Genomic DNA, 25,389 nt, shown 5'->3' with positions numbered 1-25,389 from the left:
AACTGGTGGCAACCCGTAGAAAATAACATTCCCGCCGATTAGCGGTCGCGTACCGGGCTGGCAAGCAGGCGGGCCGGAAGGATCCCGGCCCGCACCGCAGGATCAGATTACGCCAAAAGCGCGCATTGGCTCGGCCACGCGGATAAAGCCCGCGATATTCGCGCCGATGACATAGTCGCCGGGCGCGCCGAATTCCTCGGCGGTGGTGTAGCAGCTGTCATGAATGTCGCGCATGATCGTGGCCAGACGCGATTCGGTCTGCTCGAAGGTCCAGCGATCACGCGATGCATTTTGCTGCATCTCCAGCGCCGAAGTCGCGACGCCGCCGGCATTTGCGGCCTTGCCGGGGCCGAACTTGACGCCGGCCTGCTGGAAGGTGCGGATTGCCTCGGGCGTGCAGGGCATGTTCGCGCCTTCGCCGACAGCGATAACGCCGTTGCGGATCAGCCTGGTTGCGTCCTTGCCGGTCAGCTCGTTCTGGGTGGCCGAGGGCATGGCGACGTCGCAAGCCACGTCCCAGATCGAGCCTTCGCCGGATTTCACGAAATAGGCACCGTTGCCCTCGCCCTTCACGCGGATGTATTGCGAGATACGAGCGCGGCGCACCTCTTTGATTTCCTTGAGAAGTTCAAGGTCGATCCCGGCTTCGTCCACGATATAGCCCGAGCTGTCCGAGCAGGCGATGACCTTGCCGCCGAATTCCTGCACCTTTTCGATGGTGTAGATCGCGACATTGCCCGAGCCCGAGACGACGACGCGCTTGCCGTCGAAATCGGTGCCGCCGGTGCGCAGCATGGCCTGCGTGAAATAGGTATTGCCGTAGCCGGTCGCCTCTTTGCGGGCCAGAGAGCCGCCATAGAACAGGCCCTTGCCGGTCAACACGCCGGCCTCATAGCGGTTCGTCAGCCGCTTGTACTGGCCGAACATATAGCCGATCTCGCGCGCCCCAACGCCGATATCGCCTGCAGGCACGTCAGTATATTCGCCAAGGTGGCGGTAAAGCTCGGTCATGAAGCTTTGGCAAAAGCGCATGACTTCGCCATCCGAGCGGCCTTTTGGATCAAAGTCCGAGCCGCCTTTTCCGCCACCGATGGGCAGGCCGGTCAGCGCATTCTTGAAGATCTGCTCAAAGCCCAGGAACTTGATGATGCCGACGTTCACCGAAGGGTGGAAGCGCAGGCCACCCTTGTAGGGACCCATAGCCGAGCTGAACTGGACGCGAAAGCCGCGGTTGATCTGAACCCGGCCCTTGTCGTCGGTCCACGGCACGCGAAAGATGATCTGACGCTCGGGCTCGCAGATGCGTTCGATCAGCGCGTCCTCAAGGTAATCGGGACGCTTGGCGACAACACGGCCAAGGCTTTCCAGAACCTCGCGCACAGCTTGATGGAATTCAGGCTCGCCCGCGTTGCGGCGGACCACTTCTTCATAGATTGGAGCAAGCTTGTCGTCGATTTGCGGCATGTCGCGGAATCCTTCCCTTGGGGTCGGACGGCTCCTTAGCGCAAGCTTCAGGCAGTTTGAATGGGGGAAGGGTAAAAGTTAGGCAAAATGCCGAAATTTTCGGCGAAGTGATCGATCTATGCGACAGGAAATTCAAAAATATCAGGATTTAAGACGAATCGCATCTGCCTGCTGACAGGGCAGAGACAGCCTGCGCAGATAAATGGCGCCCGCAAAACAGAAAGGACCGCCCGGCGCCTCCACTCGCCGGACGGTCCGAATGCGCAAGGGTCGGGGTCAGCGGCGCCCCGCCTCAAGCGCGTCCTCAAAGGTGCGCAGGCCGGTCACCGGGGCCTGGACCAGTACCGCCATATTGCCGGGCTTGTGTTCATTGCGCAGCATTTTCACATGCGCCTGCGGAATCTCGGCCCAGGGAAAGACCTCGGACATACAGGGATCGAGCCGGCGTTCCAGCATCAGGCGGTTGGCCTCGGATGCTTGTTTCAGATGGGCGAAATGGCTGCCCTGCAGGCGCTTTTGGTGCATCCAGAGGTAGCGGACGTCAAAAGTGCAGTTAAAGCCCGAGGTCCCGGCACAGATCACGACCATGCCGCCCTTTTTGCAGACGAAGGTCGAGACCGGGAAAGTCGCCTCCCCTGGGTGTTCAAAAACGATGTCGACGTTGTTGCCCTTGCCGGTAAAGTCCCAGATCGCCTTGCCAAAGCGGCGGGCCTCGTTGAACCATTCCTTATATTCAGGGGTGTTCACCTTTGGCAGCTGACCCCAGCACTTGAACTCTTTGCGGTTGATGACGCCCTTGGCCCCCAGGCTCATGACGAAATCGCGCTTGTCCTCATCCGAGATCACGCCGATGGCATTGGCGCCAGCGGTGTTGATCAGCTGAATGGCAAAGCTGCCGAGCCCGCCCGAGGCGCCCCAGACCAGCACGTTCATGCCCGGTTTCAGCTCATGTGGTTCATGCCCAAAGAGCATGCGGTAGGCGGTGGCAAGGGTCAGCGTGTAGCAGGCCGATTCCTCCCAGGTCAGATGGCGCGGGCGGGGCATCAGCTGCTGGGCCTGAACGCGGGTGAACTGAGCAAAGCTGCCGTCCGGGGTTTCATAGCCCCAGATGCGCTGGCTGGGCGAAAACATCGGATCGCCGCCGTTGCAATGCTCGTCATCGCCGTCGTCCTGGTTGCAGTGGATGACGACCTCATCCCCGACTTTCCAGCGTTTGACCTTGTCGCCAACCTTCCAGACGATCCCCGCAGCGTCCGAGCCAGCGATGTGATAGGGCGCGCCATGGCCGTCAAAGGGGCTGATCGGCACGCCGAGGCAGGCCCAGATGCCGTTGTAGTTGACGCCTGCCGCCATCACGAGGACCAGCACCTCGTTGCTGTCGATGCTGGGGGTGTCGACGACTTCGATCTGCATGGCTTTGTCGGGTTCGCCATGGCGTTCACGGCGGATGGCCCAGGAATACATCTGCTTGGGCACATAACCCAGAGGCGGCATTTCGCCGATCTCGTAAAGGTCCTTTTCCGGCGCGTCATAGGGCGCGATGGGGGTCGGTTGGTCCAGGGCCATGTCACATTCCTCTCTTGCCGCTTCCTTGCGCCAGCCTTTCCGCCGCGGCGCAGAATCAGCGCGGGTTGTGAGGCTGGTTGTAAGGACGGTTGCGCAATATTGCAATATTCCTGATGAAGAATTTGTAATAATCTGTCGTAACGGATTTCGTCTGCTGCGACGCGGCGGACGCTGATCCGACGATTGCTCCTGCGATCACCCTCAGCCGTATAGAACCGCCGAAAGATCAGCTTTCAGCAGAGCATGCCGGGCTGGTTCTGCATCTGCATTGTACGGGTGACGGTACGATTGCGCGGCCGTATGCAGCGGTTTGCGGCAATTTCAGGCGGAATGCCTCGTCATGTGCCATCTTTCGATCTCTGCGATGCGGCGAATTGACCGGGCACGATTGTTACGCTATCCATCCGTCAGTCGTAATATTGTTTCGGGGGCAGATCGTGGCCGAGAAAGACAAACCCTGGCTTTTCCGCACCTATGCGGGCCATTCGACCGCCGAGAAATCCAATGCACTGTATCGTACCAATCTGGCCAAGGGGCAGACTGGTCTGTCGGTGGCTTTCGACCTGCCGACCCAGACCGGCTATGACAGTGACCACGTTCTGGCGCGGGGCGAGGTCGGCAAGGTCGGTGTTCCGATCTGTCATCTGGGCGATATGCGGATGCTTTTCGACCAGATCCCGCTGGAGCAGATGAATACTTCGATGACCATCAATGCGACCGCGCCCTGGCTGCTGTCGCTTTACATCGCGGTGGCCGAAGAGCAGGGGGCCGATATCTCGCGTCTGCAAGGCACGGTGCAGAACGACATCATCAAAGAGTACCTGTCGCGCGGGACCTATATCTGCCCGCCGAAACCCTCGCTTCGGATGATTACGGATGTGGCGGCCTATACGGCGAAACATCTGCCCAAATGGAACCCGATGAACGTCTGCTCTTACCACCTGCAAGAGGCTGGGGCGACGCCTGAACAAGAACTGGCCTATGCGCTGGCCACCGGTATCGCGGTGCTGGACGATCTGAAAACCAAGGTCGCGCCGCAGGACTTTCCGGCGATGGTCGGGCGCATCAGCTTTTTCGTCAACGCGGGCATCCGTTTCGTGACCGAAATGTGCAAGATGCGCGCCTTTACCGAGCTGTGGGATGAGATCTGCCGCGAGCGTTACGGCATCGAGGACGAGAAATACCGCCGCTTTCGCTATGGTGTGCAGGTAAACTCGCTGGGGCTGACCGAGCAGCAGCCGGAAAACAACGTCTATCGCATCCTGCTTGAGATGCTGGCGGTGGTGCTGTCCAGAAACGCCCGCGCCCGTGCCGTGCAGTTGCCCGCATGGAACGAGGCGCTGGGTCTGCCGCGGCCGTGGGATCAGCAATGGTCGCTGCGGATGCAGCAGATCGTTGCCTATGAGACAGACCTGCTGGAATATGGCGATCTATTCGACGGCAACCCCGTGATCGCTGCCAAGGTCGACGAACTGAAGGCGGGCGCCCGGGCAGAGCTTGCGACGCTGGATGAGATGGGCGGTGCGATCGCCGCGATCGAATATATGAAATCGCGGCTGGTTGAAGCGAATGCCGAACGGCTGAACCGGATCGAGGCGAATGAGACGGTGGTCGTGGGCGTCAACCGTTGGCAACAGGGTGAGCCTTCGCCGCTGACGGCCGGGGATGGCGGGATCATGATCGTCGATCCGGCGGTCGAACAGGAACAGATAGCCCGGCTGAAAGCATGGCGCGAGGCCCGCGACGAGGGGGCCGTCGAGGCCGCCCTCGCCGCGCTGCGCGATGCCGCGCAGAGGGGCCAGAATGTGATGCCGCCCTCGATTGCCGCTGCCAAGGCAGGGGCGACTACCGGCGAATGGGCGGCGGTGATGCGTCAGGTTCACGGCGAATACCGTGCCCCGACCGGCGTATCGGCAAGCCCCTCGAACCGGACCGAGGGGCTGGAGCCGATCCGCGAGGCGGTTGATGCTGTCAGCCGCCGCCTTGGCCGCAGGCTGAAGTTCGTGGTCGGCAAGCCCGGTCTTGACGGTCATTCGAACGGTGCCGAGCAGATTGCCTTCCGCGCCCGTGACTGCGGCATGGACATCACCTATGAGGGTATCCGCCTGACCCCCGAACAGATCGTGACCCGCGCTGCGCAGGATCAGGCCCATGTCGTCGGCCTGTCGATCCTTTCGGGCAGTCACCTGCCGTTGATCGAAGAGCTGATGGAGCGGATGCGCGCGGCTGGCCTTGCCCATGTTCCGGTGGTGGTCGGCGGCATTATCCCCGAGGATGACGCGGCAAAGCTTTTGGAGATGGGCGTCGCGCGCGTCTATACGCCCAAGGATTTTGAGCTGAACCGGATCATGATGGATATCGTCGCCCTGGTCGAACCCGCAGAGGCGGCCGCCTGAAAGGGCGGCCTTGCGGGGCTGTTGTCAGTCCTTGAGCAGCAGCAAAAGGGCGGCGACGGTTGCCAGCACTCCGGGCAGGACGGCGGGCGGCGGCATCTGATGGGTCAGGACCGCCTCGACCCCGATGACCCAGATCGGGGTCAGATAGGTATAGGCAAGCACCTTGGATGAGGGCAGGCGCATGGCGGCGAACTGGACCAGCACCGTCGTAAGGGCGCTGGCAAAGATCGCCACATAGAACAGCGTCACCCAGACGATCAGCGGCAGATGCGCCCAGTCAGTATGCAAGATTGCAGGCGCCCCCCAGATAAGCAGCAAGATCCCCCCTGCAAACAGCGTGGCAAAGGTCGAGACGAGCGCGCTTTCCCCCCGGTTCAGCCGCCGCACCATCGGCGTGTATAGCGCGTGGGCTGCGCAGCCGATCAGATAGATCGCCTCGCCCCGGCCGAGTTCAAGCCGCATCAGCGCCTGAAGATCGCCGCGAAAAATCACCCAAAGCGACCCAGCCGCCCCCAACGCCAGCGCTGTCGCAATGCGTCCCGTCAGGCGTTGGCGCGCCAATAGCCAGCCAAAACCCGCAGCCATCAGCGGCGTCAGCGTAAAGACCACGGCGGCCGAGATGGGGGGCGCGGTCTTGAGCCCCTCGAACATCAGGACGAAATAGGCCGCAAACAATCCACCAAGCACCAGATAGCGCCATGGTGCGTGAAAGGCGGCGCGCTGAATGCCGGGGCCGGCCATGACGATGCCGCCGATCACCCCGGCGGCAATGGCAAAGCGGGCGGCCGAGATTGCCGCCGGGTCGATCAGATTCGCCGCCCGCGCCCCAAGCGAGAAAGAGCCCGCGATGGCGGCCGAAAACAGCAACATCGCGGCATGACCCTGTAACGCCTCGCGGCGGGTGTCGGGTACGGCGGAAAGTTCGGCCATCAGTTGCGGCCCAGCATGTAGAATTCGTCGTTTGGCCGGATGTCGCCCGCGTTCACCAGCCGGTTCGACATGCCGAAAAAGGCCGCGATGGCGCCGATGTCCCAGATTTCATCGCCGGTGAAACCGGCGTCGCGCAATGCCTGATGGTCCTCTTGGCCGATCTGCTGGGCATTCAGCGCCACTTTCTCGGCATAGGTGAGCATTGCGCGTTCACGTGGCGAAATATCGGCCTTGCGCCAGTTCACGGCCACCTGATCGGCGATAAAGGCGTTCTTGGCGCGGATGCGCAGGATCGCGCCATGGGCGACAACGCAATACTGGCATTGGTTCAGGCCCGAGGTGGCGACCACGATCAGTTCACGCTCGGCTTTGGTCAGTCCCCCCTCGCGCTCCATCAGCGCGTCGTGATAGGCAAAGAAGGCACGGAATTCGTCGGGCCGATGCGCCAGCGCTAAAAAGACATTGGGGATAAAGCCCGATTTCTCGGCCACTTTGCGGATGCGTTGCGCGATATCCTCGGGCATCTCATCAAGTGTGGGAACCGGAAAGCGGCTGATGGCATGGGTCATGGCTTTCTCCTTTCCGGCGAGGTTTTCATCAAAGCCGGGGCGGGGTCAATCGCCCGGCGCGGCTTCTCTGCCTTGACTCCTTGCGCCAACGGGCCTATCCATCCCCGGATTCCCGGAAGGTCTGCCCTTCCGGTCCCCGTCCTTTGCGGGGATCGCCCCCCGTCAGCGCGTTGCGCCCACGGGGGCGTTACTGCTTATCGCGTCTCGTTCGCGGGGCGCGCCTGGATTACGGCAACGACCTATGGAGGGCGCCGATGTTTGAAAACCTGTCCGATCGCCTTGGCGGCGTCTTCGACCGGCTGACCAAGCAGGGCGCGCTGTCCGAAGAGGATGTCGCCGCCGCCATGCGCGAAGTGCGCGTCGCACTGCTTGAGGCCGACGTTTCGCTGCCTGTCGCACGCAGTTTTGTGAAATCGGTGACGCAAAAGGCCACTGGCGCCGCCGTCACCAAGTCGATCACCCCCGGTCAGCAGGTGGTTAAGATCGTCCATGACGAACTGATCAAGGTCCTGCAGGGCGAGGGCGAACCCGATCAGCTGCGCATCGACAACCCTCCGGCGCCGATCCTGATGGTTGGTCTGCAGGGCTCGGGCAAGACGACCACGACCGCGAAACTGGCCAAACGCCTCAAGGACCGCGAGAAAAAGCGGGTGCTGCTGGCCTCGCTGGACACCAACCGCCCGGCCGCGATGGAGCAGCTGGCGATCCTTGGTCAGCAGATCGGCGTCGATACCCTGCCGATCATCCCGGGCGAGAATGCGGTCCAGATCGCCAAACGCGCCCGGCAGCAGGCCACGCTGGGCGGCTATGACGTCTATATGCTGGACACTGCCGGCCGTCTGCACATCGACGAAGTGCTGATGGATGAGGTGCAGGCCGTCCGTGACGTCGCCAACCCGCGCGAAACGCTGCTGGTCGTCGATGGTCTGACCGGTCAGGACGCGGTGAACGTCGCGAGCGAATTTGACGGCAAGGTCGGCATCACCGGCGTTGTGCTGACCCGGATGGACGGTGACGGCCGTGGCGGTGCGGCGCTGTCGATGCGTGCCGTGACGGGCAAGCCGATCCGCTTTGTCGGTCTGGGCGAAAAGATGGACGCGCTTGAGGTCTTTGACGCTCAGCGGGTTGCTGGCCGCATCCTCGGCATGGGCGATATCGTTGCGCTGGTCGAGAAGGCCCAGGAGGTTCTGGAGGTCGAACAGGCCGAGCGCATGATGAAGCGCTTCCAGAAGGGCATGTTCAACATGAACGATCTGCGTTCGCAGCTTGAGCAGATGCTAAAGATGGGCGGTATGCAGTCGATCATGGGCATGATGCCCGGCATGGGCAAGATGGCCAAACAGGCCGAGGCCGCCGGTTTCGACGACCGGGCGATCAAGCGCCAGATCGCGCTGATCAACTCGATGACCAGGAAAGAACGCGCCAATCCCGATCTGCTGCAGGCAAGCCGTAAAAAGCGCATTGCCGCTGGTGCCGGGATGGAAGTGTCCGAGCTGAACAAGCTGCTGAAAATGCAAAAGCAGATGGCCGACACGATGAAAAAGCTGGGCAAGATGGGCAAGGGCGGGCTGCTTAAGCAAGCCATGCGCGCCATGACCGGCAGGGGCGGTGGGCTGCCCGATATGGCTGACGTCGATCCCGAAAAAATGGCCGAAGCCACCCGTATGCTGCAGGACCCCAAGGGGCTTGGCGGTCAACTGGGGGGCATGAACCTGCCCGGTGGTCTTTCGGGCCTGTTCAAGAAGAAATAGGCGCATGATCTGTCTGTCCGACACGCCTGTACTGACGACCGAGCGTCTGATCCTGCGCGCCCCGCAAGGCGGCGACTGGCCGGCGTGGCGCGATTTCGCGGTCTCGGAACGGGCGCGCTGGATCGGCGGGCCGATGGTCGAGCCGGGGCAAGCCTGGCGCGCCTTTGGTCATATCGTCGGCCATTGGGTGCTGCGCGGATTCGGCTCTTTCGTGGTGACTGATCGCGACAGCGGCGCGCCTTTGGGCTCGGTCGGGCCGTGGTTCCCGGATGGCTGGCCCGAGCATGAGCTTGGCTGGACCCTGTGGACGCCCGAGGCCGAAGGTCGTGGCATCGCGCATGAGGCGGCGTTGGTGGCCCGCGACTTTGCCGCCCGTAAGCTCGGCTGGACGACGGCGGTCAGCTATATCCTGCCCGAGAACGCGCGCTCGGCCGCACTGGCCGAACGGTTGGGCGCGGTGCGCGATCCCGGTGCCGCCCATCCGGGCAAGGATCCTTGCCTTGTTTATCGCCATCCGATGGAGACCGTCTGATGAGCGAGCTGCCCCAGCCGAACCCCGCAGAGCCAGAATCCCAGCCAGCAGAGAACAGCATGTCAGACCCGATCGCCCGCGCCGCGGCCTTGCTTAAGGAACATCGCGCCAGCATCGACAGGCTTGACGCGATCCTTGTCTATACGCTGGCCGAACGGTTCAAGCACACCCAATCCGTCGGTCGTCTTAAGGCCGAACATGATCTTCCTCCGTCCGATCCCACGCGCGAAGCGCAGCAGATCGAGCGGCTGGAACGCCTTGCGCGCGAGGCCGACCTGGACCCGGAATTTGCGCGCAAGTTCCTGAATTTCGTGATCGCCGAAGTGATCCGACATCACGAGACATTCCTCCCCTGATGCGGGGTTTTCCCCGCAACCCCGCCATTTCCAAAGGAGAACTTACAATGGCAATGAAAATCCGCCTGGCCCGTGGTGGCTCGAAGAAGCGCCCCCATTATGCCATCGTCGCCTCTGACTCGCGTATGCCGCGCGATGGCCGCTTTATCGAAAAGCTGGGCACCTATAACCCGCTGCTGCCGAAAGATTCGGAAGATCGCGTCAAGATGAATGCTGAGCGCGTTCAGTACTGGCTGGCTCAGGGTGCTCAGGCTACCGACCGCGTTGCCCGCTTTCTCGAAGCGGCTGGTCTGAAAGAAAAGACCGAGCGCAAGAACCTCAAGAAAGGCGAGCCGGGCAAGGCTGCCAAGGAACGTGCTGAAAAGCGCGCCGCCCGTGAAGCCGCGGCTAACGCTCCGGCCGAAGAAGCCGCTTCGGAATAAGAATGACCGAGCGGGTCTGTGTGGGTGCGATCGCGGGCGCCTTTGGCGTCCGGGGCGAGGTGAGGCTCAAGAGCTTTACCTCGCAACCAGATGACATCGCTGCATATTCTCCGCTTTATACCGAAGATGGCAGCCGCTCGTTCACCGTCCGCCTGACCCGGCCGGTGACGGGCGGACTTGGCGCCCGGCTGTCGGGCGTTGAAACGCGCGAAGAGGCCGAGGCGCTTAAGGGCGTGACGCTTTGGGCTGATCGCGACAAGCTTCCGGTGCTGCCGGATGACGAATTCTACCATGCCGATCTGATTGGTCTGCCGGTCTATGACACCGGGGGGCAGCTGCTTGGCAAGGTGCGCGCGATCTATGATCACGGCGCAGGCGATATACTTGAGGTCTTTGGACCCGGTCGCCGTCAGACCCTGCTTTTGCCCTTTACCCGCGCCTTTGTGCCCACGGTCGATCTGACCGCAGGCCGCATCATTGCCGATCCGCCCGAGGATGAGGAATGAGCGGTGAGGGCGACAGCTCAGGGATGAAATCCCATGGCCGGCTGTCGATCCGGGCCAGCGGGCAGCCACGCGACCTGTTGGCCGAGCCGCAGGTCAGGGGGGCATGGACCGCGCAGGTCATCACCCTGTTTCCCGAGGCATTTCCGGGGGTTCTGGGACTATCTTTGACCGGGCGGGCGCTGTCTCAGGGGCTATGGAATCTGCGCAGCATTGACCTGCGCCCCTTTGGTGCCGGGCGGCACCGCAATGTGGACGACACCCCCGCGGGCGGCGGTGCCGGCATGGTGATCCGTCCCGATGTGATGGACGCGGCCCTGCGCGAGGCGGGGGCGGGGACCAGGAATGCGCTGCCGGTGATTTATCTTTCGCCACGCGGCCGACCATTTACCCAGGCCCGCGCCAAGGAACTGGCCCAAGGGCCTGGCATGACGCTGATCTGTGGCCGGTTTGAGGGTGTGGATCAGCGCGTGCTGGACGCCCATGACGTCGAAGAGATCAGTATCGGGGACTATGTCCTGACCGGCGGAGAGCTTGCCGCTCAGGTCTTGATCGACGCGACTGTTCGGCTTATACCGCGCGTGCTGGGGAATCAGGAGTCTCTGGCCGAGGAGTCCTTTTCCGACGGCCTGCTTGAGCACCCTCAGTACACGAAGCCCGCCCTTTGGGAAGGCCGCGCGATACCGGACGTTCTGCTGTCCGGAAATCACGCGGCCGTTGCTGATTGGCGGCGCGACATGGCCGAAAGGCTGACAAAGGAACGCCGCCCCGACCTGTGGCGGGCATATGAGCAGGCTCATATGGACCCGGCAAAGGACCGACAGCTCTCGGGCGCATCAGACCAATCGCGGGGCTACCGCGAGCATCAAGAGGACTCATAGCGATGAACCTGATCGCCCAACTGGAAGCCGAGCAGATCGCTGCGCTCGGCAAGAACATCCCGGATTTCAAGGCCGGCGACACCGTGCGCGTCGGCTACAAGGTGACCGAAGGCAGCCGCACCCGCGTGCAGAACTACGAAGGCGTGGTCATCTCGCGCAAGGGCGGTGACGGCATCGGCGCCTCGTTCACCGTGCGCAAGATCTCGTTCGGCGAAGGCGTCGAGCGTGTCTTCCCGCTTTATTCGACCAACATCGATTCGATCACCGTGGTGCGCCGTGGCCGCGTCCGCCGCGCCAAGCTGTACTACCTGCGCGATCGTCGCGGTAAATCGGCCCGTATCGCCGAGGTCACCAACTACAAGCCCAAAGCCGAAGCCGAGGCCTGAGGAGACGCGACATGAAAGCAGATATCCATCCCGATTATCACCTGATCGAAGTCAAAATGACCGACGGCACCACCTATCAGGTGCGTTCGACCTGGGGCAAAGAAGGCGACACCATGTCGCTCGACATCGATCCGACCTCGCACCCCGCCTGGACCGGTGGCTCGGCCAAGCTGATGGACACCGGGGGCCGCGTGTCGAAGTTCAAGAACAAATACGCCGGTCTCGGCTTCTGATCCCAGAGCCAGCCAGATACACGAACGCCGCCCCAAAAAGGGCGGCGTTTTACTTTTGCACGATCCGCGTTGGTGACCCTCCGGTCGGTTGATCAGAAGGCAAGGCCCAGGATCGGCATCCAGACCGGCGAACGCGGCGGACGGTTCAGCGGCAGGCCGGTCATATGGCCATTGCCGGTGTCGATGACCACGCGCCCGTCATGATATTCCCGCAGGACCGGTCCCTGCACGCTTTGATGGTCCGAAAGGGCGATGGTCGCATAGCCTTGGTCTGGCTTGGAAAATACGGCGTGTATCATTGGATCGCTCCTTTCCTGGCAAGGCTGTGGGTGGTGACCCGGCGCATCGCGGCCCGGGCTGGCGCTAATAGGGCAGGGGTGCTTGGCCGCGGCATCGCCGTGCCGCCAAAGACCGGGGGATGACTCGTTGTGATCATCTCTGGTTCCTCCTCCTCACCGATCCTTGCGGTCTCGGCATGAATATATAACGACATAGCAGATCGTCTTTTTCAAGAATAAAAAGCGACTCACCTGGTCGTGATGAAAGAATGAAGCTGGAACAAAAGGTTGCAGTGCGGCCACGGCTGGAACTGACGTGACATTTCACGCCCGGAAAAGGCTTGTTTTACAGCGATTCGCGCGGTGTCGGCGCTTTTCATCGCTGCGGCTGCGGCCTATGTTTCGGCGCGACGCGGCCGGGCATGGCAGGGGGATTCGTGGCGCATATCATCGTTGTCGGCAATGAGAAGGGCGGTTCGGGTAAGTCCACGACCTCAATGCATGTGGCGACAGCGCTGGCGCGCATGGGCCATCGTGTCGGCGCGCTGGATCTGGACGTGCGTCAGCGCAGTTTTGGCCGTTATCTGGAAAATCGTGCTGCCTTTTCACAGCGCGAGGGGCTGGACCTGCCCATGCCGCTATTGGCCCATCTTGAGGCTGATGCGCCTGAGGGTTCGGATCCGCTGTCTCAGGCCGTTTCCGCGCTGGAGGCAGAATGCGATTTTATCCTGATCGACTGTCCCGGCTCGCATACCCGGCTTAGTCAGATGGCGCATACGCTGGCCGATACGCTGATCACCCCGATGAACGACAGTTTTGTCGATTTCGACCTTTTGGCGCGGCTGTCCCCCGAAGGCAAGATCCTTGGCCCCTCGATTTATGCCGAGATGGTCTGGTCTGCCCGCCAGCTGCGTGGTCAGGCGGGTGCGGGGCCGATCGACTGGCTGGTGCTGCGCAACCGGCTGGGAACGCAGGCCATGCACAACAAGCGCAAGGTCGGCAGCGCCCTGACCAACCTGTCGCGCCGCATCGGTTTCCGTGTCGCCCCCGGTTTTTCTGAACGGGTGATCTTTCGTGAACTTTTTCCGCGCGGTCTGACGCTGCTTGATCTCAGGGACATCGGCACAGAACAGCTCAGCATGTCAAATATTGCAGCGCGTCAGGAACTCAGGGACCTGATGACTGCGTTAAACTTGCCTGGCGTCAGCGTTTCCTTTTGAACCGCCCGCCATTGTTGCCGGGTCTGCGCGCCACTATGTTGCGCCGCAGATTGGTTAGGAGAGGACGATGACGGCAGCCAGCCGATTCATCCGTATTGTGGTGCTCGCCCTTGCTTTGCCGATGGGGCCTGCTGGCACGGCCACAGCTCAGGCGGCGGATGCCGCAGAACAATCTGAATTACCTGTAGTCACGCTGGCGACCGCCAGGCAGGACTGGATCGAGGCCCGCGTGCCGGTCTCGGGTTCTTTGGTGGCGCGGCAAGAGGTGCAGATCCACGCCCTCGTCTCGGGGCATGAAATCACCAGTATTGATGCCGAGGTCGGCGACCGGGTCGAAGAGGGGCAGGTTCTGGCCCGTTTGTCCGAGGATGTGCTGGCCGCACAACTGGCGCAGGCCGAGGCCGAATATCAGCGCGCGCTGGCCGGCGTCAGCCAGGCCGAAAGCCAGATCGCCAGCGCCGAGGCGACCCTGACGCAAGCCGTCGCGGCGCTGGAGCGGACACGCAGCCTGCGTAAAAGCGGCAATGCCAGTCAGGCGGTCCTGGATCAGGCCATAGCGACCGAGGCCTCGGCCCGGGCGGCCTCGGCTTCGGCCTCGGACGGGCTGGGGGTTGCGCGCGCGGCGCTGGCGCTTGCTGAGGCGGCGCGTAGCATCGCGCAGCTGAATCTCGATCATGCGCGCATCACTGCGCCGGTCGACGGCGTGGTGGTGGCGCGGACAGCACGCCTTGGCGCGATACCGGGCGGTGGTGGTGATCCCCTGTTTACCCTGATAGCCGGTGGCGAGGTTGAGCTGGAGGCCGATGTGATCGAGACCGCGCTGACCCAGCTTAAACCCGGTGATCCGGCCGAGATTGAGGTTGCTGGCCTTGGCAAGGTCGCGGGCAAGATGCGGCTGGTTCCGGCTGCTGTCGATCCGGTGACGCGGCTTGGTCAGGCGCGGATCGCGCTTGACCCCGACCCACGGCTGCGGCCGGGGCTTTTTGCCAGCGGCTGGATCATCACCGAGCGCCGTCAGGCCCTGACTTTGCCCAGCTCTGCCATTCTTGCCGATGCCTCGGGTGAGCGGGTCCAGGTGGTCAAGGACGGGCGGATCGAGTCCCGCCCGGTTCGCGCCGGACTATTGTCGCAGGGCCGGCGAGAAATCCTTGAAGGGGTCGCGCCGGGTGAACAGGTGGTGGCCAGGGCTGCGGCCTTTTTCCGCAGTGGCGATCAGGTGCGGGCGGCCCAATGAACTTTTCGGCATGGTCTATCCGCCACCCTGTGCCGCCAATTGCGATCTTTCTCGTGCTGGTGCTGGTGGGGCTTTACAGCTTCAGCCGGCTGGCGGTCACGGCTATGCCGAACATCGACCTGCCCTTGGTCAGCGTTGTGGTCAGCCAGCCCGGCGCCGCACCGTCAGAGCTGACGCGGCAGGTGGTTCAACCGATCGAGGACTCGATTGCCTCGATCACCGGCGTGCGGCACATCACCTCATCTGCGACCGACAGTTCGGCACGGATCTATGTCGAATTCGAGCTTGAGACCGACACCGACCGCGCAGTCAACGACGTCAAGGATGCCGTCGCCAAAGTCCGGGCAGACTTGCCCGAGTCGATTGTCGAACCGCTGATTCATCGCATCGACGTCAGCGGCATGGCGATCCTGACCTATGCCATCAGCAACCCCGGCATGAATATCGAAGAGCTGTCGGATTTCGTTGATGATGTGGTGTCGCGCGATCTTTCGACCGTGCCCGGCGTGGCCAGCATTACCCGGATCGGTGGCGCGGATCGCCAGATCAATGTCGAGCTGGACCCCGCCCGGATCATGGCCTTTGGGCTGACCGCGGCCGAGATATCGGAACAGCTGCGGGCCAAGAATATCGACATGGGCGGTGGACGTGGCGATCTGGCCGGGACCGAATACACCATCCGCGCGCTGGGATCGGCCGATGATGTCTCACTTCTGGCCGCGACGCCCATTCTGGTCGGCGGTGGCCGGACAGTGCGGCTGGACCAGCTTGGCACTGTCACGGACGGGGCCAGCGAAGAGCGCAAGTTTGCGTTGCTTGACGGTCAGCCGGTCGTCGCCTTTGGCGTCTTTCGCGCCAGCGGCCAGTCCGATCTGGTCGCAGGTGACGGGACCAAGGCCCGTATCGCCGAGATCGAAAAGCGACATCCGGGCACCAGGATCACGCTGATCGACGATGCGACGACCTATACCTCGGGCAGCTATCATTCGACCATGGACACGCTTTACGAGGGCGCGTTCCTGGCGGTGGTGGTGGTGTTTTTGTTCCTGCGCAACTGGCGCGCGATGCTGATCGCGGCGACTGCGCTGCCCCTGTCGATCATCCCGACCTTCTTTGTCATGCACTGGCTGGGCTTTACGCTGAACGGCATCAGCCTGCTTGCGATCACGCTGGTCACCGGCATCCTTGTCGATGACGCCATCGTCGAGATCGAAAACATCGTCCGCCATATCAACATGGGCGTGCCCGCCTATGACGCGAGTATGGAGGCCGCGAATGAGATCGGCCTGACCGTCATCGCGATCAGCTTTTCAATCGTCGCGGTCTTTGCTCCGGTCAGTTTCATGGGGGGGATTCCCGGGCAGTACTTCAAGCAATTCGGCCTGACCGTCGCGGTCTCGGTGCTGTTTTCGCTGCTGGTTGCGCGACTGATCACGCCGATGCTCGCCGCATATTTCCTGCGCGACAACACCCGTCTGGCCGAGGAACGCGATGGCCCGCTGTTGCGCGGTCTGATGGGCGTGCTGGGCTGGACTCTGCGCCATCGCGGGCTGTCGCTGCTGATGGGGCTTGGTGTTTTTGCGATCTCGATCTTTTCGGCAACGCTTTTGCCGACAGAATTCATCCCCGCCTCGGATGTCGGGCGTAGCCAGGTCACCGTCGAACTGCCCCCCGGCTCGACCGTGGCCGAGACCGAGGCGATGGCGCGCGAGATTTCGCACCGTATCAAGACCGCGCCCGAGGTGCGCTCGGTCTTTGTCAATGGCGGTGATGAGGACGTGACCAAAGCCACGCTGATGGTCAATTACGGCCCCAAGGAAGAGCGTGGGCGTTCAAGCTTTCAGATCGAGGATGAGCTTAAGCGCGAGCTGTCGACGATCCCCGATGTGCGCATCAACTTCCAGAACGAAGAGGGGAACGCCGATCTTTCCGTCTCGGTCCTTGGCGATAGCGAAGAGGGCGCGGCCGAGGCGGCCGAGCGGCTGGTCGCGGCGATGAAGACCCTGCCCACGCTTGAAGGGATCACCTCTTCGGCCAGTCTTCAGCGGCCAGAGATTCAGGTCCATCCGCGCCCCGAAGTTGCCGCGCAACTGGGTGTGACCGCCAGCGCATTGGCCACCACCCTTCGCGTTGCGACGCTGGGCGATACCGAATCGAACCTTGCCAAGTTCAATACGGGCGACAAGCAGATCCCGATCATGGTGCGGCTGAACGAATCCGCGCGGCGCGATCTGATGACAGTGCGCAACCTGAGGGTGCCAAGTTCAGCCGGGCAGGTGCCGCTTGAGGCCGTGGCGGATGTCACCCTCTCTGCCGGGGCGACTGAAATCGGGCGCTATGACCGGCGTTATCGGACCACGGTTTCGGCAAACCTTGCCCGTGGCGCACTGCTTGGTCCGGTCAGTGCAGAGGTTGCCGCCCTGCAAGGCGAGGTCGAGCTGCCACCGGGAACCGAGATCCAGCCCTCGGGCGATGCCGAGATTATGGGTGAGGTGTTCCAGGCCTTCTCGGTCGCGATGATCTCGGGCGTGATGCTGACCTATGTCGTGCTGGTGCTGCTGTTCCACAATTTCGTCACCCCGATTTCCATCCTGATGTCGCTGCCGCTGGCGATCGGTGGGGCGATCCTTGCGCTGTTCCTGACCGGGAACTCGATCAGCATGGCGGTGGTCATCGGCTTTCTGATGCTGATGGGGATCGTGACCAAAAACGCGATCATGCTGGTGGAATTCGCGGTCAGCTCAATGGATCAGGGCATTGATAAGCGTACCGCCATTCTAGATGCGGTTCATAAGCGCGCGCGCCCTATCGTGATGACCACCATTGCCATGACTGCGGGCATGGTACCTTCGGCCATCGGCACGGGAGAGGGGGCCGAGTTCAGCTCTCCGATGGCGATTGCGGTGATCGGGGGGCTGCTGCTTTCGACGTTGCTGTCGCTGTTGTTCGTACCGTCGCTGTTCTCGGTCGTTCATGGCGGACAGGTCAGGATCGCGCGTTTGTTGCGGCGCTGGATCGGGCTGAACGTCGCTTCGAAACCCGCGGGCGAATAAGAGAGCTGCATCTGAATATGAAAAAGGGGGCCCGGGAGCCCCCCCTTTTTATTGCTGTGGCTGATCGGATCAGGCCAGCATACCCATCGGGTTTTCCAGATGTTTGACGATGGCTTCCAGCAGCTGGGCGCCAAGCGCACCGTCGATCACCCGGTGATCGACCGACAGCGTCATCGACATGACATTGCGGATCACCACTTCGCCATTCTCGACCACAGGGGTTTGAATGCCGGCACCGACCGCCAGGATCGCGCCGTGCGGCGGGTTGATCACTGCATCAAAGTTCTCGATCCCGAACATGCCGAGGTTCGAGATCGCAAAGCTGCCGCCCTGATATTCGTGGGGTGCAAGCTTTCTGGTCTTGGCGCGGTTGGCCAGATCCTTCATCTCGGCCGAAAGGGCGGACAGCGTCTTTTGCTGCGCGTCCTTAAGAACGGGGGTAAAGAGCCCGCCCTCGACTGCGACGGCGACCGCGACATCCGACGGTTTCAGCTTAAGGATACGGTCGCCTGCCCAGACGGCATTGGCATCCGGCACCTCTTGCAGCGCCAACGCGCAGGCCTTGATGATGAAGTCGTTGACCGACAGTTTCACGCCCCGCGATTCAAGCTGCTTGTTCAGCATGGCGCGGAACTTCATCAGTTCGTCCAGCTTGGCCGAGCGGCGCAGATAGAAATGCGGGATGGTCTGTTTGGCCTCGGACAGCCGCGCGGCGATGGTGCGGCGCATGCCGTCCAGCGCCACCTCTTCGGTTTCGCGGTCGGCATACATCTTGAGGATGGTCTCTGCCGAAGGACCTGCCGGTGCGGCAGCAGCCGGGGCGGGGGTCGCCGCTTTCGGGGCTTCGGCGGTGGCAGGCTTGGCCGCGCCGGGCTTTGCACCCTCGACATCCGCCTTGACGATACGACCACGCGGACCAGAGCCCTGAACCGTGGCAAGGTCGATGCCCTTTTCCGCCGCGATGCGCCGGGCCAGAGGCGAGGCAAAGATACGCCCGCCCTCAGCCGATTTTGGCGCAGCCGGGGCTGCCGCCGCCGGAGCGGCCTCTGCTTTCGCGGCCTCGGGCTTGGCCTCTGCCTTGGGTGCGGGGGCCGAACCGATGTCATCGGCGCTTTCGCCATCCTCAAGCAGGACAGCGATGGGGGTATTGACCTTTACCCCCTGGGTGCCCTCGGCAATCAGGATCTTGCCCAGGACGCCCTCATCAACGGCCTCGAATTCCATCGTGGCCTTGTCAGTCTCGATCTCGGCGATGATGTCGCCGGATTTGACCTCGTCGCCCTCTTTCACCAGCCATTTGGCCAGCGTGCCTTCCTCCATGGTCGGAGACAGGGCGGGCATCAGGATTTCAGTCGGCATCTTCTGCCCTCCCCTTAACGGTAGGTGACTTTCTTCACGGCTTCGACGACTTCGGCGGCAGTGATCAGCGCGTGCTTTTCAAGGTTGGCCGCATAAGGCATGGGCACATCCTTACCGGTGCAGTTGATGACCGGAGCGTCGAGCCAGTCGAAGGCGTTCTCCATCAGATGGGCCGAGATGTGGTTGCCGATCGAGCAGACCGGGAAACCTTCTTCCACCGTCACGCAGCGGTTTGTGCGTTTCACCGATTCGATGACGGTCGCATAGTCGATCGGGCGCAGGGTGCGCAGATCGATGACCTCGGCTTCGATCCCTTCGCCAGCCAGCGTCTCGGCTGCTTCCAGCGCGTGGGTCATGCCGATGCCAAAGCTGACGATGGTCACGTCGCGGCCGGGGCGTGCGATGCGCGCCTTGCCAAACGGGATGGTAAAGTCCGGCAGATCCGGTACTTCGAAGCTGCGGCCGTAAAGGATCTCGTTCTCAAGGAACACGACGGGGTTACCATCGCGGATCGCGGTCTTGAGCAGGCCTTTTGCGTCAGCTGCGGTATAGGGCATCACCACCTTCAGACCGGGGATCTGCGCATACCAGGCTGCGTAATCCTGGCTGTGCTGGGCGGCCACGCGGGCGGCGGCGCCGTTCGGTCCGCGAAAGACGATGGGGCAACCCATCTGCCCGCCCGACATGTAAAGCGTCTTGGCGGCCGAGTTGATGATATGGTCAATCGCCTGCATGGCGAAGTTGAAGGTCATGAACTCGACGATCGGACGCAGACCCGCCATAGCGGCCCCGGTGCCGATACCGGCAAAGCCGATTTCCGAGATCGGCGTATCGACCACGCGGCGCGCGCCGAACTTGTCCAGCAGCCCCTGGCTGATCTTGTAGGCGCCCTGATATTCGCCGACCTCTTCGCCCATCAGGAAGACGGTCTCGTCACGCTCCATCTCTTCGGCCATGGCTTCGCGCAGCGCTTCGCGCACGGTCATGGTCTTCATCGGCGTGCCTTCCGGCCAGTCGGGCGACAGGTCCGCTACCGGTGCGGGGGCAGGTGCGGCGGCCTGGGCCGGAGCTGCCGGAGCCTCAGCCTTTGTCTCGGCAGGTGCTTCGGCTTTCGGTGCCGGGGCGGAATCGACGGATTCGCCTTCCTCGACCAGAATGGCGATCGGGGTGTTCACCTTGACCGCTTGCGTACCCTCGGGGATCAGGATCTTGCCAAGGATGCCTTCATCAACGGCCTCGAATTCCATCGTGGCCTTGTCGGTTTCGATCTCGGCGATGATGTCGCCGGATTTCACGCTATCGCCTTCCTTGACCAGCCACTTGGCCAGCGTGCCTTCCTCCATGGTCGGCGACAGGGCGGGCATCAGGATTTCGGTTGCCATGGTTCCCTCTCCCTCAGGCGCTCTTTTCTTCGGCGTAGATATCGGTCCACAGCTCTTCGAGCGGCGGCTCCGGGCTTTCCTTGGCGAACTCGGCAGAGTCGTTCACGATTTCCTTGATCTCCTTGTCGATGGCCTTGAGGTCGTCTTCGGAGGCATGTTTGCCCTGCAGCAGCAGCTCGCGTACGTGTTCGATGGCGTCGCGTTCGTCGCGCATCTTCTGCACTTCTTCGCGGGTGCGGTATTTCGCCGGGTCGGACATCGAGTGGCCGCGATAGCGGTAGGTCATGACTTCAAGGATGTAGGGACCCTTGCCGGCGCGGCAATGCGCCACCGCTTTTTCGCCCGCTGCCTTGACGGCCAGCACATCCATGCCGTCCACCTGTTCGCCGGGGATGCCGAAAGCCTCGCCACGGCCGTAAAGCGTGGTCGAACGGGTCGAGCGTTTGAGCGAGGTGCCCATCGCATACTGGTTGTTCTCGATCACGAAAACCACCGGCAGTTCCCAGATCGTGGCCATGTTATAGGTCTCATAGACCTGACCCTGGTTGGCGGCACCATCACCGAAATAGACGAAGGTGACGTTGTCATTGCCCCGGTATTTGTCGGAAAAGGCAAGACCGGCCCCCAGGGGCACCTGCGCGGCGACGATGCCATGGCCGCCGTAGAAGTGTTTTTCGCGGCTGAACATGTGCATCGAGCCGCCCTTGCCTTTGGAATAGCCGCCGATGCGGCCGGTCAGCTCGGCCATCACCCCGCGTGCGTCCATGCCGCAGGCCAGCATATGGCCGTGGTCACGGTAGCTGGTGATGCGCTTGTCGCCTTCCTTGGCGACGGATTCCAGACCGACGACGACGGCCTCTTGCCCGATGTAGAGGTGGCAGAAACCACCGATCAGGCCCATGCCGTAAAGCTGACCGGCCTTTTCTTCGAATCGGCGGATCAACAGCATGTCGCGATAGTATTGAAGCAGCTCATCTTTGGACACGTTCGGCGTGCTCTGCCTGGCTGCGGGCTTTCTGACCATGGGCCTCCTCCTCGGGGCGGGGAATAGTTCAGCGTTAAACTAATTCTAGGCGAAGCTGTCGGGGGAAGTAAACCGGACTCGTGCATAGGTCCAGACACCAGATGCAGAAAGCCGCCCGAAAGGCGGCTTGAGGAAGTGTGGCGATGCAGGAAAAGGCAGTTCGCAGACCGGATAATCCGGGCAGGCCGGGATCGTGCGCTTTACCTGAGAGCCTAGCGGATGATGATTTCGTCAGCGCGCACCAGGCCCAGAACGTCGCGGGCACGTTCGTCCAGCAGGTCCACGTCCAGAAACTCATCCGACAGCCGGCGGGTCAGATTGCGCATCCGGTCCACCTCGGCCTGCAGCTTGTTGCGCTGCTGGACCAGCTCTTGCGTTTCGGCTTGCAACTGCACGCGCCGCAGGATGCCAGAGGGACCCTGAACCGCCGCATAGGCAAAATAGACGCCCAAAAGGATCATCACGACGAAAAAGATCAGGGCGCTGATCGACAGGCGTTGGTTCATATGGGGCTCGGCGGCTGCTCGGCTGTTTTGCGCGATCATGCCACAGGTGGGCCTTGTGGGGAATCCCCCGCGGGGCCACGCAGGATGTCATCAAGCACCAGCGCCATAACACAGGCGGAATCCTGCATATCCTGCACGCCTACCCATTCATCGGGCTGATGGGCCAGATCCAGAACACCCGGCCCATAGGCGATGCAGTTCTTGAGCTTGCCGATGCGGTCGATGTGTTTTTGATCATAGGTGCCGGGGCTGACGACATATCCGGCAGTCCGGCCCAGTACCCTCTCAATTGCGGCGGCGGTCGAACGCACGACCGGTGCTTCGCGGTCGGTCATGCTGGGGATGACCTCGAACAAATCCCGGATTTCGTAAACAAATCCAGGACGTTGCACCTTGATTTTTTCAAGGAGCGCCGTGACCTCACGCTTGACCTCGGCGAGATCCTCTTCGATCAGAAAGCGGCGGTCGATGACGATGCGGCAGCGGTCGGCGACGCAGGGCGCAGGCAGGCCGGTAAAATCGGGACCCAGATCCGGCTCTCCGCCATGGATCGAATTGATGTTCAGGGTCGAGTTCCGCGCACCCTCGGGGATCACAGGCATCTCGGTGTGCTTGCTCAGCAGCAACGGGAACAGGGTGCGTTCCATTTCCTCAAGCACTGCGCCCATGTGGCGGATGGCGCTGTCGCCAAGGAAGGGCATCGAGCCGTGGGCGATGCGGCCGTGGGTCTCGATCTCGGCCCACCAGACGCCACGATGGCCAAGGCAGATGCGGTCCTTGTGCAGAGGCTCAGGGATGATGACGTGATCGACATGGGCAAAGGCGCCTTGCTGGGCCAGATAAGCCACGCCGCCAAAGCCGCCCGATTCCTCGTCAGCCGTGGCGCTGATCTCGATCTGGCCGGGATGGTCGGGATACAGGGCAACAAATGCCTCGGCCGCGATGATACTGGCGGCCAGCCCGCCTTTCATGTCGCAAGCGCCGCGGCCATAGATGCGCCCCTCATCCAGCTCTGCGCCAAAGGGGTCGCGGCTCCAGCCATGGCCGACCTCGACCACGTCATGATGGCTGTTGAAATGCACGCATTCCCCGGGCGGGCCACCGCGATGGCGGGCGACAAGGTTCCAGCGCGGAAACTCTTTGCTGTCGCCGGGGGCACCATGGGCGCGGATCAGTTCGCACTCCCACCCCTGCGGGGCCAGCCGCGCCTGCAGATATTCGCAGATCTCGCGGTAATGTCGTCCCGGCGGGTTCAGGGTCGGAATGCGGATCAGGTCCTGTGTCAGGCGGACCAGGTCTTCGCGGCGGTTCTTGATCTCTTGGGCAAGCGCGTCCATGACCCAAGGCTAGGCCGGGTTCGGCGGTACGGCAATGGGGTCATTGACAGTTGCCGCGCGCGGGCCTTCCATGGGGCAGGCTTCTTGCAAACTGGGTCGGCCCGATGATTGCCTTTCTGCGCCTGATCGGCATGGTCCTGATCGTTGAGCTGATCTTTTACCTGCTGATCGGCATCTATATCCGCAGCCTGCGCCGGGAAGAGCTTGAAGAAGAGTGGGATCGCCGTCATCCCGAACGTGCGGGACCTTCACCGGAACGAGCCGAGTTCGTGCGGCGTTCGATGGTGGGTTTCAGCAAGACCCTGCAAGCGCGGCTTGTCGGGTTGGTGCTGGTTCTGCCGGTGGTCGCGATCATCGTGATCATCGTGATCGTGAATTACAATTAAGGGGGGCGCCGATGCGCTGGTTCCTGACCGTCCTTGGGGTGATCTTCGGGATCGTGGTCTTTTTGTTTCTGGACTACACGCTGCCCGCAAAGCAGACGGTTCGCATCACCAACACCTATAACCGGCTGACCGATATCGGTGCGAATGCGATCTTTTATGCCTCTCCCGATACCGGGACGGTGCAAAACGCCCAAGGCCAGCGCGACGTGCGGTTCATCGACACGGTGCGTCCCAACGGTAAACCCTATGTCTATCGCAATGAAGACACCGGCTGGATCTGGCCGCCCTATTTCAAATACGACAGTTCGAACCTGCATGCGCAGGCGACCGACCTGCGCTCGACCTCGGCCAATCCGGAATGGGTCAGCGTGACCTCTTATGGTTGGCGGATTGCGTGGCTGTCGATCTATCCCAACGCCATTGCGATCAAGCCGGTGGCGGGACCCGAGGTCAAACCCTTTAACTGGGCGGCGCAGATCATCCTGCTGATCCTTGGCGCGCTGCTGTTCCTGATCTGGCGCATGTGGAACCAGTTTCGCGAGCGTACGATTGACCCGGCCGTCCGCTCGGCTGACGAGGCATGGGACCGTATTGACGCTCGTGCTGATGCGGCACGTGCCAGCGCCCGTGGGCGTCTGCGGCGCGGCTGGGATTGGCTGCGGGGGCGCTGAGTGATGGAGCGTAAGAACCCTGGCACGGATTTCCGCCTCGACTGGTTTGAGAATATCGCCATCAACACCCCTGCGGCTGAGCGCCGCGCGGCAAGCCTGAGCGCCCGCCGCAGCCTGAAAAAGGAATGGCAGGCGGCGTGGCTTTTGAACGCGGTGCGCTGCATCGACCTGACTACGCTTTCGGGGGATGACACAGCGGATCGCGTTGCCCGGCTATGCGCCAAGGCGCGCCAGCCGGTGGACGCAGGCCAGCTTGCTGCGCTGGGGGGTGAGGGTCTGACCACCGGGGCGGTCTGCGTCTATCCGACCATGGTGGCGGCGGCAAAACGGGCGCTGCAGGGCACTGCGATTCCCGTTGCCTCGGTGGCGACGGGCTTTCCGGCCGGGCTGATGCCGCTTGACCTGCGGCTGGCCGAGATCCGCTATGCGCTGGATCAGGGCGCGGATGAAATCGACATCGTCATTTCTCGCGCGCTGGTTCTGCGCGCCGGATGGGCGGCGCTTTACGATGAGATATGCGAGATGCGCGAAGCCTGTGGCGCGGCCCGGATGAAGGCCATCCTGGCGACGGGTGAGCTTAAGACCCTGACGAATGTCGCCAAGGCCAGCCATGTCGCCATGCAGGCCGGGGCTGATTTCATCAAGACCTCGACCGGGAAAGAGCCGGTGAACGCGACGTTGCCCGTCTCGCTCGTCATGTTGCGGGCGATCCGTGATTATCGGGACCGCACCGGTTTTGCCGTCGGATTTAAACCGGCCGGAGGGCTGCGTACCGCCAAGGACGCGCTGAACTGGCAGGTGCTGATGGCCGAAGAGCTTGGCCGTGACTGGCTGCGGCCCGATCTGTTCCGCATCGGCGCAAGCTCGCTGCTGGCTGATATCGAGCGGCAGCTTTCCCATCACGTGACTGGCCGTTATGCGGCGGTCCATCGACTGGCGGCGGGGTAAAG

25 protein-coding genes are annotated in these 25,389 nt (G+C 62.4%); 15 read left to right on the top strand and 10 right to left on the bottom strand.

Going from position 1 to position 25,389, the window contains the following annotated elements; translation table 11 throughout:
- Positions 1 to 102: 102 nt before the first annotated feature.
- Together gdhA and ccrA are read right to left on the bottom strand one after the other, a co-directional pair.
- Positions 103 to 1,464, bottom strand: coding sequence for an NADP-specific glutamate dehydrogenase (gdhA, locus tag F8A10_RS08045; RefSeq protein ID WP_010395873.1), 1,362 nt, complete (start codon positions 1,462 to 1,464; stop codon positions 103 to 105).
- A gap of 276 nt (positions 1,465 to 1,740) precedes the next feature.
- On the bottom strand, positions 1,741 to 3,030 hold the full coding sequence (gene ccrA / locus F8A10_RS08040) for a crotonyl-CoA carboxylase/reductase (RefSeq protein ID WP_010395870.1): 1,290 nt from the start codon (positions 3,028 to 3,030) through the stop codon (positions 1,741 to 1,743).
- 437 nt (positions 3,031 to 3,467) lie between these two features.
- On the opposite strand from ccrA, the gene F8A10_RS08035 reads away from it, so the two are divergent.
- Positions 3,468 to 5,426: a protein meaA gene (locus F8A10_RS08035; RefSeq protein ID WP_152367075.1), complete on the top strand. Its 1,959-nt coding sequence runs from the start codon at positions 3,468 to 3,470 to the stop codon at positions 5,424 to 5,426.
- Positions 5,427 to 5,450: 24 nt separating this feature from the next.
- Here F8A10_RS08035 and F8A10_RS08030 read toward each other — a convergent pair whose 3' ends face one another.
- Both F8A10_RS08030 and F8A10_RS08025 read right to left on the bottom strand, forming a co-directional pair.
- Positions 5,451 to 6,356, bottom strand: coding sequence for a DMT family transporter (locus F8A10_RS08030; protein ID WP_152367074.1), 906 nt, complete (start codon positions 6,354 to 6,356; stop codon positions 5,451 to 5,453).
- On the bottom strand, positions 6,356 to 6,925 hold the full coding sequence (locus F8A10_RS08025; RefSeq protein ID WP_010395864.1) for a peroxidase-related enzyme: 570 nt from the start codon (positions 6,923 to 6,925) through the stop codon (positions 6,356 to 6,358). Before F8A10_RS08025 ends, F8A10_RS08030 begins: the two co-directional genes overlap by 1 nt.
- A 254-nt stretch (positions 6,926 to 7,179) precedes the next feature.
- Between F8A10_RS08025 and ffh the strand changes: the two genes are divergently transcribed.
- From ffh to rpmE, 8 genes are read left to right on the top strand one after another with little or no spacing between them, the layout of a single operon-like run.
- A complete protein-coding gene (gene ffh, locus F8A10_RS08020) occupies positions 7,180 to 8,676 on the top strand; it encodes a signal recognition particle protein (RefSeq protein ID WP_085501156.1) in 1,497 nt (498 codons plus the stop codon).
- A gap of 4 nt (positions 8,677 to 8,680) precedes the next feature.
- A complete protein-coding gene (locus tag F8A10_RS08015; RefSeq protein WP_152367073.1) occupies positions 8,681 to 9,208 on the top strand; it encodes a GNAT family N-acetyltransferase in 528 nt (175 codons plus the stop codon).
- Positions 9,209 to 9,267: 59 nt separating this feature from the next.
- Positions 9,268 to 9,564, top strand: coding sequence for a chorismate mutase (locus tag F8A10_RS08010; RefSeq protein WP_029371962.1), 297 nt, complete (start codon positions 9,268 to 9,270; stop codon positions 9,562 to 9,564).
- A gap of 47 nt (positions 9,565 to 9,611) precedes the next feature.
- Complete coding sequence (rpsP, locus tag F8A10_RS08005; protein WP_010395856.1) at positions 9,612 to 9,986, top strand: 30S ribosomal protein S16; 375 nt, start codon at positions 9,612 to 9,614, stop codon at positions 9,984 to 9,986.
- Positions 9,983 to 10,492, top strand: coding sequence for a ribosome maturation factor RimM (gene rimM / locus F8A10_RS08000; RefSeq protein ID WP_193668199.1), 510 nt, complete (start codon positions 9,983 to 9,985; stop codon positions 10,490 to 10,492). The genes rpsP and rimM overlap by 4 nt, the downstream gene beginning before the upstream one ends.
- Entirely contained in the window at positions 10,489 to 11,370 is an 882-nt protein-coding gene (gene trmD / locus F8A10_RS07995; protein ID WP_152367071.1) for a tRNA (guanosine(37)-N1)-methyltransferase TrmD, read from the top strand. The genes rimM and trmD overlap by 4 nt, the downstream gene beginning before the upstream one ends.
- 2 nt (positions 11,371 to 11,372) lie before the next feature.
- Positions 11,373 to 11,756 (top strand): 50S ribosomal protein L19, encoded by a 384-nt coding sequence (gene rplS, locus F8A10_RS07990; protein WP_010395848.1) that lies wholly within the window; start codon positions 11,373 to 11,375, stop codon positions 11,754 to 11,756.
- Positions 11,757 to 11,767: 11 nt separating this feature from the next.
- Positions 11,768 to 11,989 carry a 50S ribosomal protein L31 gene (gene rpmE / locus F8A10_RS07985; protein ID WP_010395846.1) on the top strand — a complete coding sequence of 74 codons (222 nt, stop codon included), beginning with the start codon at positions 11,768 to 11,770 and terminating at the stop codon, positions 11,987 to 11,989.
- A gap of 92 nt (positions 11,990 to 12,081) precedes the next feature.
- Here rpmE and F8A10_RS07980 read toward each other — a convergent pair whose 3' ends face one another.
- On the bottom strand, positions 12,082 to 12,288 hold the full coding sequence (locus F8A10_RS07980; protein ID WP_010395844.1) for a hypothetical protein: 207 nt from the start codon (positions 12,286 to 12,288) through the stop codon (positions 12,082 to 12,084).
- A gap of 416 nt (positions 12,289 to 12,704) precedes the next feature.
- Here F8A10_RS07980 and F8A10_RS07975 point away from each other — a divergent pair, with 416 nt between their 5' ends.
- The 3 genes from F8A10_RS07975 to F8A10_RS07965 all read left to right on the top strand — a co-directional run bounded on the left by F8A10_RS07975 (position 12,705) and on the right by F8A10_RS07965 (position 17,774).
- A complete protein-coding gene (locus tag F8A10_RS07975) occupies positions 12,705 to 13,487 on the top strand; it encodes a division plane positioning ATPase MipZ (protein WP_010395842.1) in 783 nt (260 codons plus the stop codon).
- 67 nt (positions 13,488 to 13,554) lie between these two features.
- On the top strand, positions 13,555 to 14,721 hold the full coding sequence (locus F8A10_RS07970; RefSeq protein WP_010395839.1) for an efflux RND transporter periplasmic adaptor subunit: 1,167 nt from the start codon (positions 13,555 to 13,557) through the stop codon (positions 14,719 to 14,721).
- Positions 14,718 to 17,774: an efflux RND transporter permease subunit gene (locus F8A10_RS07965; RefSeq protein WP_152367070.1), complete on the top strand. Its 3,057-nt coding sequence runs from the start codon at positions 14,718 to 14,720 to the stop codon at positions 17,772 to 17,774. Before F8A10_RS07970 ends, F8A10_RS07965 begins: the two co-directional genes overlap by 4 nt.
- Before the next feature lie 69 nt (positions 17,775 to 17,843).
- Here the strand turns inward: F8A10_RS07965 and F8A10_RS07960 are convergent, their stop codons facing one another.
- The 5 genes from F8A10_RS07960 to F8A10_RS07940 all read right to left on the bottom strand — a co-directional run bounded on the left by F8A10_RS07960 (position 17,844) and on the right by F8A10_RS07940 (position 23,382).
- Positions 17,844 to 19,133 carry a pyruvate dehydrogenase complex dihydrolipoamide acetyltransferase gene (locus F8A10_RS07960; RefSeq protein WP_152367069.1) on the bottom strand — a complete coding sequence of 430 codons (1,290 nt, stop codon included), beginning with the start codon at positions 19,131 to 19,133 and terminating at the stop codon, positions 17,844 to 17,846.
- A gap of 14 nt (positions 19,134 to 19,147) precedes the next feature.
- The gene (locus F8A10_RS07955; RefSeq protein ID WP_152367068.1) at positions 19,148 to 20,515 is read right to left on the bottom strand and encodes a pyruvate dehydrogenase complex E1 component subunit beta; all 1,368 of its coding nucleotides are present in this window, start codon (positions 20,513 to 20,515) and stop codon (positions 19,148 to 19,150) included.
- A 13-nt stretch (positions 20,516 to 20,528) separates the two neighbouring features.
- Positions 20,529 to 21,539 (bottom strand): pyruvate dehydrogenase (acetyl-transferring) E1 component subunit alpha, encoded by a 1,011-nt coding sequence (pdhA, locus tag F8A10_RS07950; protein ID WP_010395829.1) that lies wholly within the window; start codon positions 21,537 to 21,539, stop codon positions 20,529 to 20,531.
- A gap of 212 nt (positions 21,540 to 21,751) precedes the next feature.
- Positions 21,752 to 22,045 carry an FtsB family cell division protein gene (locus tag F8A10_RS07945; RefSeq protein ID WP_029371956.1) on the bottom strand — a complete coding sequence of 98 codons (294 nt, stop codon included), beginning with the start codon at positions 22,043 to 22,045 and terminating at the stop codon, positions 21,752 to 21,754.
- A 35-nt stretch (positions 22,046 to 22,080) separates the two neighbouring features.
- Positions 22,081 to 23,382, bottom strand: coding sequence for an acetylornithine deacetylase/succinyl-diaminopimelate desuccinylase family protein (locus F8A10_RS07940; protein WP_010395826.1), 1,302 nt, complete (start codon positions 23,380 to 23,382; stop codon positions 22,081 to 22,083).
- A 104-nt stretch (positions 23,383 to 23,486) separates the two neighbouring features.
- Between F8A10_RS07940 and F8A10_RS07935 the strand changes: the two genes are divergently transcribed.
- The 3 genes from F8A10_RS07935 to deoC are packed head-to-tail and all read left to right on the top strand — an operon-like array spanning position 23,487 to position 25,387.
- Entirely contained in the window at positions 23,487 to 23,768 is a 282-nt protein-coding gene (locus F8A10_RS07935) for a hypothetical protein (protein WP_010395824.1), read from the top strand.
- An 11-nt stretch (positions 23,769 to 23,779) separates the two neighbouring features.
- Positions 23,780 to 24,439 carry a DUF1523 family protein gene (locus tag F8A10_RS07930; protein WP_010395822.1) on the top strand — a complete coding sequence of 220 codons (660 nt, stop codon included), beginning with the start codon at positions 23,780 to 23,782 and terminating at the stop codon, positions 24,437 to 24,439.
- Positions 24,440 to 24,442: 3 nt separating this feature from the next.
- Entirely contained in the window at positions 24,443 to 25,387 is a 945-nt protein-coding gene (deoC, locus tag F8A10_RS07925; RefSeq protein WP_152367067.1) for a deoxyribose-phosphate aldolase, read from the top strand.
- Positions 25,388 to 25,389: the final 2 nt, after the last annotated feature.

The sequence above is a fragment of the Paracoccus kondratievae genome, from assembly GCF_009301415.1.
In the GTDB taxonomy this organism is placed as follows: Bacteria; Pseudomonadota; Alphaproteobacteria; order Rhodobacterales; family Rhodobacteraceae; genus Paracoccus; species Paracoccus kondratievae.
Note: the sequence above shows the minus strand (reverse complement) of the source record. Positions and strands in the feature narration are given on the sequence as shown.

Excerpts from the sequence above, each read along its gene's own strand:
- gdhA (WP_010395873.1), bottom strand. The coding sequence starts at position 1,464 with ATGCCGCAAATCGACGACAAGCTTGCTCCAATCTATGAAGAAGTGGTC.
- ccrA (WP_010395870.1), bottom strand. The coding sequence starts at position 3,030 with ATGGCCCTGGACCAACCGACCCCCATCGCGCCCTATGACGCGCCGGAA.
- F8A10_RS08030 (WP_152367074.1), bottom strand. The coding sequence starts at position 6,356 with ATGGCCGAACTTTCCGCCGTACCCGACACCCGCCGCGAGGCGTTACAG.
- F8A10_RS08025 (WP_010395864.1), bottom strand. The coding sequence starts at position 6,925 with ATGACCCATGCCATCAGCCGCTTTCCGGTTCCCACACTTGATGAGATG.
- ffh (WP_085501156.1), top strand. The coding sequence starts at position 7,180 with ATGTTTGAAAACCTGTCCGATCGCCTTGGCGGCGTCTTCGACCGGCTG.
- F8A10_RS08015 (WP_152367073.1), top strand. The coding sequence starts at position 8,681 with ATGATCTGTCTGTCCGACACGCCTGTACTGACGACCGAGCGTCTGATC.
- F8A10_RS08010 (WP_029371962.1), top strand. The coding sequence starts at position 9,268 with ATGTCAGACCCGATCGCCCGCGCCGCGGCCTTGCTTAAGGAACATCGC.
- rpsP (WP_010395856.1), top strand. The coding sequence starts at position 9,612 with ATGGCAATGAAAATCCGCCTGGCCCGTGGTGGCTCGAAGAAGCGCCCC.
- trmD (WP_152367071.1), top strand. The coding sequence starts at position 10,489 with ATGAGCGGTGAGGGCGACAGCTCAGGGATGAAATCCCATGGCCGGCTG.
- rplS (WP_010395848.1), top strand. The coding sequence starts at position 11,373 with ATGAACCTGATCGCCCAACTGGAAGCCGAGCAGATCGCTGCGCTCGGC.
- rpmE (WP_010395846.1), top strand. The coding sequence starts at position 11,768 with ATGAAAGCAGATATCCATCCCGATTATCACCTGATCGAAGTCAAAATG.
- F8A10_RS07980 (WP_010395844.1), bottom strand. The coding sequence starts at position 12,288 with ATGATACACGCCGTATTTTCCAAGCCAGACCAAGGCTATGCGACCATC.
- F8A10_RS07970 (WP_010395839.1), top strand. The coding sequence starts at position 13,555 with ATGACGGCAGCCAGCCGATTCATCCGTATTGTGGTGCTCGCCCTTGCT.
- F8A10_RS07965 (WP_152367070.1), top strand. The coding sequence starts at position 14,718 with ATGAACTTTTCGGCATGGTCTATCCGCCACCCTGTGCCGCCAATTGCG.
- F8A10_RS07960 (WP_152367069.1), bottom strand. The coding sequence starts at position 19,133 with ATGCCGACTGAAATCCTGATGCCCGCCCTGTCTCCGACCATGGAGGAA.
- F8A10_RS07955 (WP_152367068.1), bottom strand. The coding sequence starts at position 20,515 with ATGGCAACCGAAATCCTGATGCCCGCCCTGTCGCCGACCATGGAGGAA.
- pdhA (WP_010395829.1), bottom strand. The coding sequence starts at position 21,539 with ATGGTCAGAAAGCCCGCAGCCAGGCAGAGCACGCCGAACGTGTCCAAA.
- F8A10_RS07945 (WP_029371956.1), bottom strand. The coding sequence starts at position 22,045 with ATGAACCAACGCCTGTCGATCAGCGCCCTGATCTTTTTCGTCGTGATG.
- F8A10_RS07940 (WP_010395826.1), bottom strand. The coding sequence starts at position 23,382 with ATGGACGCGCTTGCCCAAGAGATCAAGAACCGCCGCGAAGACCTGGTC.
- F8A10_RS07935 (WP_010395824.1), top strand. The coding sequence starts at position 23,487 with ATGATTGCCTTTCTGCGCCTGATCGGCATGGTCCTGATCGTTGAGCTG.
- F8A10_RS07930 (WP_010395822.1), top strand. The coding sequence starts at position 23,780 with ATGCGCTGGTTCCTGACCGTCCTTGGGGTGATCTTCGGGATCGTGGTC.
- deoC (WP_152367067.1), top strand. The coding sequence starts at position 24,443 with ATGGAGCGTAAGAACCCTGGCACGGATTTCCGCCTCGACTGGTTTGAG.